The 12,598-nt window shown below is 33.2% G+C and carries 8 protein-coding genes; 7 read left to right on the top strand and 1 reads right to left on the bottom strand.

Annotated elements, in window-relative coordinates:
- Nucleotides 1–134: 134 nt before the first annotated feature.
- Nucleotides 135–1,730 (bottom strand): hypothetical protein, encoded by a 1,596-nt coding sequence (locus Q0921_RS05255; protein WP_299254274.1) that lies wholly within the window; start codon nt 1,728–1,730, stop codon nt 135–137.
- 317 nt (nt 1,731–2,047) lie between these two features.
- Here Q0921_RS05255 and Q0921_RS05250 point away from each other — a divergent pair, with 317 nt between their 5' ends.
- From Q0921_RS05250 to Q0921_RS05220, 7 genes are all read left to right on the top strand, one after another.
- The gene (locus tag Q0921_RS05250; RefSeq protein ID WP_299254272.1) at nt 2,048–4,588 is read left to right on the top strand and encodes a glycoside hydrolase family 2 TIM barrel-domain containing protein; all 2,541 of its coding nucleotides are present in this window, start codon (nt 2,048–2,050) and stop codon (nt 4,586–4,588) included.
- Nucleotides 4,589–4,707: 119 nt separating this feature from the next.
- Nucleotides 4,708–5,910, top strand: coding sequence for a glycosyl hydrolase (locus Q0921_RS05245; protein ID WP_299254270.1), 1,203 nt, complete (start codon nt 4,708–4,710; stop codon nt 5,908–5,910).
- Between the two features lie 15 nt (nt 5,911–5,925).
- Nucleotides 5,926–6,942: an alcohol dehydrogenase catalytic domain-containing protein gene (locus Q0921_RS05240; RefSeq protein ID WP_299254268.1), complete on the top strand. Its 1,017-nt coding sequence runs from the start codon at nt 5,926–5,928 to the stop codon at nt 6,940–6,942.
- A 23-nt stretch (nt 6,943–6,965) separates the two neighbouring features.
- Nucleotides 6,966–7,730 (top strand): SDR family NAD(P)-dependent oxidoreductase, encoded by a 765-nt coding sequence (locus Q0921_RS05235; RefSeq protein ID WP_299254773.1) that lies wholly within the window; start codon nt 6,966–6,968, stop codon nt 7,728–7,730.
- Nucleotides 7,731–7,762: 32 nt separating this feature from the next.
- A complete protein-coding gene (aldA, locus tag Q0921_RS05230; protein ID WP_299254265.1) occupies nt 7,763–9,214 on the top strand; it encodes an aldehyde dehydrogenase in 1,452 nt (483 codons plus the stop codon).
- A 57-nt stretch (nt 9,215–9,271) separates the two neighbouring features.
- Nucleotides 9,272–11,464 (top strand): glycoside hydrolase family 3 C-terminal domain-containing protein, encoded by a 2,193-nt coding sequence (locus Q0921_RS05225; RefSeq protein WP_299254262.1) that lies wholly within the window; start codon nt 9,272–9,274, stop codon nt 11,462–11,464.
- Between the two features lie 13 nt (nt 11,465–11,477).
- Nucleotides 11,478–12,572, top strand: coding sequence for a mandelate racemase/muconate lactonizing enzyme family protein (locus Q0921_RS05220; protein ID WP_299254259.1), 1,095 nt, complete (start codon nt 11,478–11,480; stop codon nt 12,570–12,572).
- Nucleotides 12,573–12,598: the final 26 nt, after the last annotated feature.

Raw genomic sequence — 12,598 nt, 5'->3', positions numbered from 1 at the left:
AAGTTTAATCACAGCTAATTATTATACCTTTTTGCCAATTAATTGTATCATATAAACATGGGTGTTATTTCTAAAATATAAGAGTATCTATAATATTCATAGTTTTTACGAAATGAATTATAGTAGCAGTTTGATTAATAATTAGAAATGAATTCTACTAAATTATCGTTTCTTTCTAACTTCAACTTTTTTCGTAATCTATATCTAGAGGTATGTACACTTTCGACGGATATTCCTAGTAATGATGCCATATCTTTGCTTGAAAAATTTAGTTTTATTAATGCACATATCTTTAAATCAGTTTGAGTTAGTGTTGGAAAATTTGATTTTAGGTTTTTGTAAAAATCTTGATTGATATTTATAAACCTTGCCTCAAATTCTTTCCAGTTACTTCCCATTCCAGATTGTATTGACTTAATGATTTTATTTACAGAATTTAAGTTAGGGTTATCTTTGTTTTCAGACAATGAGTTTTTTAATCCAACAATAAACTCATCTTTTTCGATGAGTTGTAGGGCAGATTTGGCGAGTTCTTTGTTTTTAAATTTAATCGCTTTTTTACTTTCATTTAGTTTTAATCGTTGTCTTTGTTTCAATAAACGCTTCTCTCTTTTATGTTTTCTTTTTAAGTTTTTAAATACCATTATACTAACAATGATTAGAAAAAAAAGTATTACAAATAATAAAATGAATCTTAGAAGGGATATTTTTTGTTTGCTTTCTAGTTCTGACAACCGCCGTTCTTTAAGTAATTGTTCTTGCTTTTCTTTTTGCAAACGGTATTTATCTTTGATTTCAAATAAATATTCATTGTTTTTACTATTTATTCCAAAGATTTTATTTTCTAACTCAATTGCCTTTTTAATATGGAAAAATGCTTTTTTGTATTCTTTAGAATCATAAAATAACTCTGATAATTCTTTATGATTAATGATTTGATAGTTCATATGACTATTATGGACATATGATAATTCTAGTGATTGATTATAATGAAATTTACTTTTGTCAAAGTCTTTTTTTATCTGATAAAGTTTTGCCAGAAAATAATGGATAATTACTAAGTATGATTCATTATTTTCTTTAAAGTATTCTTGAGATTTTAGAAGTATCTCTTCAGCTTTGATATAATTACCTTCATTTACTAAAAGAAAACCTTTTTCAGATTCTAAAAAATAGTTTCGAATTCCTTCATTTTTAGATTGAAAATATAAATAACAGCTGTCAATATATGTTTTTGCCGTTTCAAAGTCTTTGTTATACCTGTAAAAGTTAGCAATAGAAAAATAATCGCTGATAGTATAATCAATACTAATTTTGTTTTTAGAAGAAAGTTCTTTGCTAATTTCCAATGCATTATCAAGATTCTCTAAAGCTTTTGTATTACGATTATAAAAGCTGTAAAGCCATCCTAATGATTGGTATACTCTGGATTTAGAGAATTGATCATTGCTTTTTTCAGCAAGAAATAATGCTTTCCAATAGCCATCATATGCTTTTCCATAGTTAAGATTATGTCCATATAGTTCGGATAATTCATTAATACTATTTATCAGATTAAAAGTGTCTTTTTTAAAGGAAAAAAACTCTATGCTTTTTTCATAATTATGAATGGATTTTTCAAAATTTACAAACTTATTTTTTCTTGCCTCTTCTAAGTACTGGTTTAATTTATATGTTTGTTGAGACCATATCGGTCTGGAATATAGAAGTGTCGTAAGCACGACAAACATTATATAAAGGGGTGTGTTTTTTAACATTTTTTTTTATTCTGCCTACGGCTATTTGAGCTAAAATTGAATAATTATTTTATTTCCACTATTGTTATCAATGAATTTGATAAAAAAGAGACTATTGTTTTAAGTAATTCTCATAAAATAACAAAAAATAAAGAAGGTTTAATTACAGATTGAAATAGGTCTATGCGAAAATAGTGTTTTTGTCTAGTACTTTAATACTCGTCATGTCGGATGTTCAGTTTATGTCTAGTTGTATATGAATTAGGATTATAAGGTAAATGTGATATTTGTAGAATATTAATTTCATATTCATGACAATGACTTTAAGAACTATTCTTAAATTTAGCTTTCTTCTTAACATTTTTATAGTTTATTCTCAAAATTATTCGGAAATCGGTAATCATGATTTTAATGATGACTGGGGTTTTAAATTAATTGAAAACACCGGCACATATGATAGTGGTCTATATAAGGATTGGACAAAAATTAATGTTCCTCATGATTGGAGTGTGGATTTTTCTTTTGACTCAATTAAAGGAGAAGGAGCTACAGGATATTTGCCAGGTGGTAGAGGTTTATACAAAAAGGAGTTTATTATACAGGATACAAAACCAACTACTACTTATGTATTATTCGATGGTGTATATAATAATAGTACGTTTTATCTAAATGATAAGCATGTAGGTTTCCATCCTTATGGATATTCTCCTTTTTATTTTGATATTTCTGATTACTTGAATAGAGAAAACGGCAAGAATATTATAAAAGTTGATGTTGATCGTAGTAAGTATGTAGACAGTAGATGGTATTCCGGATCTGGAATTTATAGGAATGTAAGATTAGTTCGTAAAAATAATTTACATATTCCTATTTGGGGAGTTTTTGTTACTACACCACAAATCAGTGATGAGGAAGCTATAGTAAATATAAAATCTACTATTAAAAATAAACATGCTGAAGATCAAAAATTTAATCTTCAAATTAAAATCTTTGATGATACTGGGAAAATCGTAGCTAAAGTCATAGAGCCATTAAATATCGCGTCTAAGAAAGACACTGATGTAGAGAATAAATTGAGTATATCTAAACCATATTTATGGGGTATTAAATCACCAAGAAGATATGAAGCGGAAATTACGCTATTGCAGGGAGAAGAGATTATCGATAAAAATACTGTAAAATTTGGAGTAAGAAAGATAAAGTTCGATACTAACAAAGGCTTCTTTCTAAATGATATAAATATACCAATTAAAGGCGTATGTCTTCATCACGACGGAGGTATTGTAGGCTCAGCTGTCCCAAAAGATGTTTGGAGAAGAAGGTTAATGAAATTAAAAGATGCTGGCTGTAATGCTATTAGAATATCTCACAATCCCGGGTCAGATGAATTTTTAGACCTGTGCGATGAAATGGGATTTTTAGTACAAGATGAGTTCTTTGACGAGTGGGATAATCCTAAAGACAAACGATTAAATCAAAATGAACAGATTGTGGATTCCATTTCTAGAGGGTATACCGAGTATTTTCAAGAATGGGCAGAAAAAGACCTCAAAAATACCATATTAGCACATAGAAATCACCCCTCAATTTTTCAATGGAGTATTGGGAATGAAATTGAATGGACATATCCCAGAAATGCTGACGCAACAGGTTTTTTTAATAATATGAATTGGAGCGGAAACTATTTTTGGGAGAAACCACCGCATAGTGTTGATCAGATCAAAGAAAAATTAGCGACACTACCAGAAGGGAAATATGATATAGGAAAAACGGCTAAAATGTTAGCAGCTTGGACTAGAGAATTAGATACGACAAGATATGTAACTGCTAATTGTATTTTACCTTCTGCAAGTCACCTTTCAGGGTTTGCTGATGTATTGGATGTTGTAGGATATAGTTACAGAAGAGTGTTATATGATTATGGTCATGAAAATTACCCGGATAAGCCGATTATGGGAACAGAGAATCTAGTGCAATGGCACGAATGGAAGGCCGTTCAGGAACGTCCGTTTATTTCCGGAGCGTTTCTTTGGACAGGTATTGATTATATGGGAGAATCCCATGAGCAATGGCCTAGAAAAGCTACACCAAGTGGGATGTTAGATGTTGCAGGATTTGAAAAACCATCTTTTCATATGATGAAAACCCTTTGGAGCGGACAACCTCATATATATGTAGCGACACAAAAATTAGATAAGTCTATTTTTAAAGAAGAAGACAATACAGGATCTCCTGTAGAAAGGAAAAAAGGAGCTTGGAAAAAAGCGCTTTGGGTATGGCACGATGTGAATGAGCATTGGAATTATAAAGAAAATGAAAAAATAGTAGTAGAGATATATTCTAATTATGACGAGGTCGAATTATGCTTGAATGAGAAAAGTATAGGTGTTAAAAAACTAAAGGATTTTGAAGATAGAATTTACAAATGGATTCTTCCTTTTCAAAAAGGAGAACTGAAAATAACAGGCAAGAAAGATGGGAAAGTTGGAGAAATTAAAATATTGAAAACAACCGGTAAAAGAAATAAAATAAAACTAATTACGGATAAAGAAGTCATGAATGCTGATGGAATTAGTGTTGCTCATGTAATTGCTCAATTAGAAGATATTAATGGGAATCCAATAAAAAATATTGAGGATACAATTACTTTTTCAGTTGATGGAAATGTAACGGTACTAGGGGTAGATAATGGATCACCATTTAATGTACAGGATTATAAATCTAACACAATCAAAACTGATAAAGGAAGATGTTTATTACTTATTCAATCTAAAAAAACGAAAAGCAAAGTTACTGTAAAAGCTGCGGCAAAAGGTTTGATTAGTAATGAGTTGAAAATTAATATTAAATAGTTTGTACTATAAATAAATTCTTAATTACAATATACCATATGAACCTAAATTATAAAATTGTATTTCATTTATTAGTAATCTTTATAATAACAGCTTGTAATAAGCATGTATCTGATGAAATGAAGACCAAGATAGACAATGAAAAACCTAGCGAATCAATTTTAGACGTCTCTCCAGAAAAATTAGATCGTTTTGGAATTACTAATAAAGAATATTTAAGTACAGCTTCTAAAAGAGCACTACAATGGAAATATGTAGAAAATGATTGGTACCGTGTATTTAATCAAATGAAGCCATTAAAAGGAGATTTAGCTTATGAGGAAGGTGTGGTTCGTCGTGATCCATCTGCAGTAATCAAGGTCGATGGATTATACCATGTTTGGTATTCTAAGAGTATTGGAAAAACAGATGGTTTCGGAGGAGATATAGAAAATGATAAAGTATTTCCTTGGGATCGTTGTACGGTATGGCACGCTACCTCAGAAGATGGTTGGACTTGGAAAGAAGATAAAGAAGTAGCGGTACCATTAGGTGAAAAAGGAACATATGACGACCGTTCTATATTTACTGTAGAAGTAATGGAATGGGATGGATTCTATTATTTATGCTATCAAACTATCAAATCTCCATATGATGTGCGTACTAAAAACGAAGTTGGTTTGGCTTGGTCCAATTCACCCTTTGGCCCTTGGGAGAAGAGTAATGAGCCTATCCTAAAACCTGCTGAGAATGGAATTTGGAAAGGAGAAGAACAAAATCGTTTCAATGTAGAAAAAAAAGGAGATTTCGATTCTCATAAAGTACATGATCCTTGCATTCTTCCTTATAACGGAAAGTTCTATCTATACTACAAAGGGGAACAAATGGGAGAAGAAATAATGTATGGAGGACGTCAGATTCGTCACGGTGTAGCAGTAGCAGATAATCCAAAAGGTCCATATATAAAGTCTAAGTATAATCCGATTTCTAATTCTGGACATGAAATTTGTGTATGGCCTGTTGATGAAGGTATTGCTTCTTTAATAACCACAGATGGTCCTGAAAGAAATACTTTCCAATGGTCACCCGACGGAATTAACTTTGAGATTCGTGGGGCTGTCAAAGGAGCTAATATGCCGCATGCAATTGGTTTAAATAGAACTATTGAAGCTACTAGAGAAAATCCAACAGCAATTTTTGATTGGGGATTATCACACGTTTACAATAGTTGGAATTACCAAAGTATTATGCGATTTGATTCTTATCGCAAAACATCTCATGTAGCCCAAGGAGCCAAGACGCCTGATGGCAAGAAAGAAAAAAACAAGCAAAAAGATAATTAATAAAAAGAAGTAATATTGAGAGCAACAATATACGAAGGTAATAAAACCTTTAGCGTAGTAAATAAAGAAATAGCCATACCAAAAGAAGGAGAAGTACGTATTAAAGTAGCTTATTCTGGTGTATGTGGAACCGATGTACATATCTATCACGGAATGATGGATAAAAGGGTTAATATTCCTGAAACTATAGGCCACGAAATGTCCGGTGAGGTTGATGCATTTGGGGAAGGAGTAACCGGATATGAAATAGGAGATAAAGTGGTTGTGAGACCTTTAGATGATCGAGGTATAAAACCTTCCGATAAAGAGTTTAATCACATATGTGAGAATCTTAAATTTATAGGAATTGATAGCCCTGGTTCTATGCAGCAATATTGGAACGTACCTTCTTTTACACTGCATAAGCTAAAGGCAGAAACAGATTTAAAATTAGCTGCACTTATAGAGCCATTATCAGTAGCAGTGCACGATGTAAGGCTTAGTGAATTAAAACCCGGAGAGACGGTGGTTGTTTTAGGTGGGGGACCTATTGGATTGTTGGTAGCTATAGTGGCAAAAGACATAGGAGCCAACGTAATTATTTCAGAAGTGAATCCTGTGCGTATTAATAAAGCAAAAGAATTAGGTTTTGATACAGTAAGTCCTTTAGATTCTGATTTAGTACAATATGTTAAGAATAAAACAGAAGAACGATTAGCAGATGTTGTTTTTGAAGTAGCAGGGGTACAACCAGCATTGGATATAATGACAGAAGTGGCAGGTATAAGAGGAAGAATAGTGATGGTCGCTATTCACGGAGAACCTAAACCAGTAAATCTATTTAAGTTTTTTTGGAAAGAGTTAAAATTAATAGGAGCAAGAGTATACGAAAAAGAAGATTATGAAAAATCAATTCAATTGATTACCAATAATCAACTTCCTTTTGAAGATCTCATTACAGATGTTCAACCCTTAACTAATATTCAGCAAGTATTTGAAAATATTGATAAAAATCCTGACGGACTTAAAGTACTGATGGATTGTCAGCAATAAACTAACAACGTATAATAATGAGCATTTTAGATAAATTCAGTTTAGAAGGAAAAACAGCTTTGGTAACAGGGTGTAAACGAGGTATAGGGAAAGCTATGGCTATTGGTTTAGCAGAGGCTGGAGCTAATATCATTGGGGTATCTGCAAGTTTAGAAAAAGAAGGAAGTGACGTACAGCAAGAAGTAAAGAAAATAGGGAAGGGGTTTAAAGGATATCAATGTGATTTCTCAGATAGAAAATCACTGTATGAATTTATTAAACAAGTAAAGTTAGATTTTCCTGTAATCGATATTCTGGTTAATAATGCAGGTACAATTTTAAGAGCTCCTGCTGCTGAACATTCTGACGAATATTGGGATAAAGTAATTGAGGTAAACCAAAATGCTCAGTTTATCCTAACCAGAGAAATCGGAAAAAGAATGATTGAAAGAGACCAAGGGAAAGTGATTTTCACCGCCTCTCTTTTAACATTCCAAGGAGGAATAACAGTTCCAGGATATGCTGCAAGTAAAGGTGCTATTGGACAAATGACTATGGCATTTGCTAATGAATGGGCATCAAAAGGAGTAAATGTAAACGCAATTGCTCCCGGATATATCGCTACAGATAATACGGAGGCACTTAGAAATGATCCAGAACGCTCAGCATCAATTTTAGGAAGAATCCCTTCTAATAGGTGGGGAGCACCAGAAGATTTTGCAGGTCCCGTAGTGTTTCTGGCTTCCGAAGCTGCAAATTATATGAGTGGTTCCATTATGGTCGTTGATGGCGGATGGATGGGTAGATAATTAGAATAACAATATCAGAAAAAAGAAAGAATATGAACACCAAAAAATATCAACTATTTATTAATGGAGAATGGATCAACGCAACTTCTGGAAAAACAGCTGACATTACTAGTCCGATAGATGAAAGTGTTGTTGGGACTGTTCAAATGGGTGTAGAAGAGGATGCAGCAATTGCACTCGAAGCTGCAGAAAAAGCACAAAAAGAATGGAGAAAAGTTCCAGCTAGGAAACGGGCAGAATTGATGCGTAAATTTGCAGAAGAAATTAGAGCTAATAAACCATATTTAGCAGAATTATTGACTAGAGAGCAAGGTAAAATCATCTCTTTAGCAGAAATCGAAGTAGAGGTAACGGCTACGTTTATTGAATACGCTTGTGATTGGGCACGACATATAGAAGGAGATATAATGCCTTCTGATAATGAGAATGAACATATTTATATACATAAAATTCCTAGAGGAGTTGTAGTAGCTATAACGGCTTGGAATTTTCCTTTAGCGTTAGCAGGAAGAAAAATAGGTCCGGCATTAGTCGCAGGAAATGCAATAGTTGTAAAACCAACACAAGAAACGCCATTAGCAACTTTAGAATTAGGTTTTATTGCGGAAAAAGTAGGGTTGCCAAAAGGATTATTAAATGTAGTAACAGGTTCAGGAAGAGTGTTAGGAAATGCATTGGTTGAAAATCCAATTACCAAAATGGTAACAATGACAGGAAGTACTCCGGCTGGGCAGCAAATCTTTAAAGCTGCAGCAAAGAACCTAACACATGTTCAATTAGAACTAGGAGGGAAAGCTCCTGCGATAGTTTTTAAAGATGCAGATTTAGACCAAGCAGCCGAGGCAGCTTTTAATTCTCGTTTTGATAATTGTGGTCAGGTATGTACCTGTAATGAAAGAATGTATGTTCACGAAGGTATTTATGATAAGTTTATGTCTAAGTTTCTAGAGAAAATTAAATCCTATAAAGTAGGAAACCCTTTAGATAGAACAGTTTCAATGGGGCCAAAAGTAAATGCTTCTGAACTTAAAAATATGGAGCATTTGGTAAACGTAAGTGTAAAAGAAGGGGCTACTATCGCTTGTGGCGGTAAAAGACCTGAAGGACCAGAATTCGAAAAAGGATATTGGTTCCAACCAACCATACTTACGGATGTAACCCAAGATATGACTATCGTACATGAAGAATCATTTGGACCAATACTACCTGTAATTAAGTTTGCAGACTTTGATCAAGTAATCGGATATGCTAATGATTGTGAATATGGATTGGCTGCGATGATATTTACTAAAGATATGGCTACCATCTTGCGTTGTAATGACGAATTAGAATTCGGAGAAATCTATGTGAATCGTGGACATGGAGAGCAACATCAAGGGTTCCATAATGGGTACAAGCTCTCTGGAAGCGGAGGTGAAGATGGAAAATATGGTTTTGAACAATACCTAGAGAAAAAGACTTTTTATATGAATTATGGTTCATGAAAAAACTATTCTTTAAGATATGTTAAATGAATTTTCGGATATTATATTGAGCTGCTTATGAAATATATTTTTGGTATTTTTTTGCTATCATTATTTGTAAGCTCAAATGTTGTTGGTCAAGCCAAATTTAAATGGTTTGATGAGTCTATTTCATTTGAAAAAAGGGCTGAATTATTAATTAAGGAAATGACTCTTGAAGAAAAATTTAAACAATTAATAAATAATTCACCTGCAATTCCCAGACTAGATGTGCCAGAATATAATTGGTGGAATGAAGCTTTACACGGAGTTGCTCGTAATGGAAAGGCTACGATATTTCCTCAGGCAATAGGCATGGGAGCAACTTTTAATCCAGATTTGATTAAGGAAATGGCCTCTGCAATATCGGATGAAGGAAGAGCTAAATTTAGAATATCTAAATCAATAGGAAATAGGGGATTATATAGTGGTTTGACTTATTGGTCGCCAAACATTAATATATTTAGAGACCCAAGATGGGGGCGAGGTCAGGAAACATATGGAGAAGATCCGTATTTAACATCAATGATAGGCATAGCTTTTGTAAAAGGCCTTCAAGGGGATGATACAAAATATTTAAAATCTACGGCTTGTGCAAAACATTTTGCTGTGCATTCAGGTCCCGAGGCATTACGACATACATTTAATGTAAACCCTTCAAAATTAGATTTATATGAAACATATCTCCCAGCTTTTGAAGCATTAGTAAAAGAAGCAAACGTTCAGGGAGTTATGGGAGCGTATAATGCAGTCTATGGTGATCCATCCTGTTCAAGTTCTTTTTTATTAAATGAACTATTAAAAAAGGAATGGGATTTTAAAGGGTACATAGTTTCAGATTGTGGAGCTTTAGGAGATATTGTTAACGGTCATAAAAAAACAAAAACAATAGAAGCAGCAGCTGCATTAGCGTTAAAAAATGGTGTCAATCTAAATTGCGGATGGGTATATAATAAACTTCCCGATGCATTGAAAAAAGGCTATATAACCGAACAGTTAATTGATGAACGACTAAAACAATTATTTCTAATACGGTTTAAGTTGGGATTTTTTGATAGAGAAGAAAGTAATTCTTTTAATGAAATATCAGCTGAGGTTATCAACTCAGAGAAGCATAAGAATATTGCCAAAAAAGTTGCACAACAGTCTATTGTTTTACTAAAAAATGATAAAAATGTTTTACCACTGGATAAAAATATTAAATCCCTATATGTTACAGGGGCTTTTGCATCATCAAGTAATATTTTAATAGCTAATTATTATGGAATGTCTTCTAATCTAGTTACAGTTCTAGAGGGCATAACGGAGAAGGTTTCCTTAGGAACCTCTCTAAATTACAGACAAGGAGTATTACCATTTCAGGAAAATCTAAATCCGCTTAATTGGGCACCGCAAGTAGCTAAAAATATTGACGCAACAATTCTGGTAGCTGGGATCTCTAATGAAATAGAAGGAGAAGAAGTAGATGCAATAGCATCAGAACACAAAGGAGATAGAAAAGATTTACAATTACCTCAGAGCCAAATAGCGTACATAAAGGAAATTAGTCAAGTGAAAAAGGGGCCATTGATTTTAGTAATTGGAACAGGAAGTCCAGTTTCTTTGGACGAAATAGCGCCTTTTGTTGATGCAATTGTCTTAATGTGGTATCCTGGAGAGCAAGGAGGAAACGCAGTAGCCGATGTTATTTTTGGTGATGTAGCGCCATCAGGACATTTACCGATTACTTTCCCCAAAAATGTAGATCAATTACCACCTTTCGATGAATATTCGATGAAAGGAAGAACCTATAAATATATGGTTAAAGAACCTATGTATCCTTTTGGTTTTGGATTGTCTTATTCGTCAGTGGAATTTAACAATTTGAAATCTAGTACTAATCAAATCAAACAAGGAGGTCAGTTTGAGCTATCTGTAGATGTTGAAAATACTGGAAATTATAATTATGAAGAAGTTGTGCAATTGTATTTGGTTCCTATAAACGGAGAAAGTTATTTACCTAAATATTCTCTAAAAAAATTTGAAAGAGTTCAATTAAATATAGGAGAAACTAAAGAGATTAAGTTTAGGTTAACGGATAAGGATTTTATGCAAACTAATTTTGAAGGAGAAAAGACTTTGATGTGTGAGGAATATGGAATTTGGATATCCAATGCCTTACCAAGTCAACGCAGTATAAAACTTGGATCGGCAAAGCCTATTCATACAAAAATAAAATTTAAAAAAACTTAGGATACTATAGATTATGAATACACAAATTTCTTCAGTAAATACTCGTTTATTTGAAGTGCCATTGCCAGAAGTATTGTCTGATGCAAAACATGGAGATCACTATCACTTTGAGTTAGTTACAACCACTATTACCCTTAATGATGGTACCCAAGGTACCGGATATACATATACCGGAGGTAAAGGGGGTAGAGCAATAAAAGCCATGATTGAGTATGATTTTAAAGAGGTGCTTATAGGTAAAGATGGTTCTGATATAGATGGTATTTATGACTTTTTAGAGTGGCATATTCACTATGTAGGAAGAGGAGGTATCGCATCTTTTGCAATCTCTACAATTGATATCGCATTATGGGATATTCATTGTAAAAAGAAGGGACTACCTCTTTGGAAAGTGGCAGGAGGAATAAGTAATAGTTGTAAAGCTTATTGCGGAGGTATCGATTTGATGTTTCCTCTTGAGAAGCTTCTAAACAATATGGAAGAGTATAAATCCAGAGGGTTTAATGCCGTGAAAATTAAAATAGGGCGAGAAAATCTTGATGAAGATATTGAAAGAATTAAAGCCGTACGAGAATATATTGGACCAGACGTAACGTTTATGGTTGATGCTAATTATTCTATGGATATTAATAAAGCTTTAGAAGCTATAGATAGATTTAAGGAATATGATATCACTTGGTTCGAAGAGCCAATCATACCAGATCATTATAAAGGATATGGAAATATAGTTGATAGAACTGGTTTTCCACTTGCTATGGGAGAAAACCTACATACCATTCACGAGTTTGAGTATGCTTTTGAGCAAGCCAAGCTTTCATTTATACAACCAGATGCATCTAATTGCGGAGGAATTACCGGATGGTTACGAGTAGCAAAACTGGCTAAAGAACATAACATTCCGGTCTGTTCTCACGGAATGCAAGAATTGCATGTAAGTCTAGTTTCTGCGCAAGAAAATGCAGGTTGGCTTGAGGTGCACAGTTTTCCTATTGATGAATATACTACTAGACCATTAGTAGTAGAAAATCATCGGGCAATAGCACCGGATATACCGGGCATAGGTGTTGTTTTTAATTGGAAAAAATTAAGATCCTTTGAGCAACAATAGCCAAAATTGAAGTCGTTCAACATGTT

The sequence above is a fragment of the uncultured Aquimarina sp. genome (assembly GCF_947496855.1).
Taxonomy (GTDB): domain Bacteria; phylum Bacteroidota; class Bacteroidia; order Flavobacteriales; family Flavobacteriaceae; genus Aquimarina.
The sequence above is the reverse complement of the archived record's forward strand: the minus strand, read 5'-3'. Positions and strand labels throughout refer to the sequence as shown.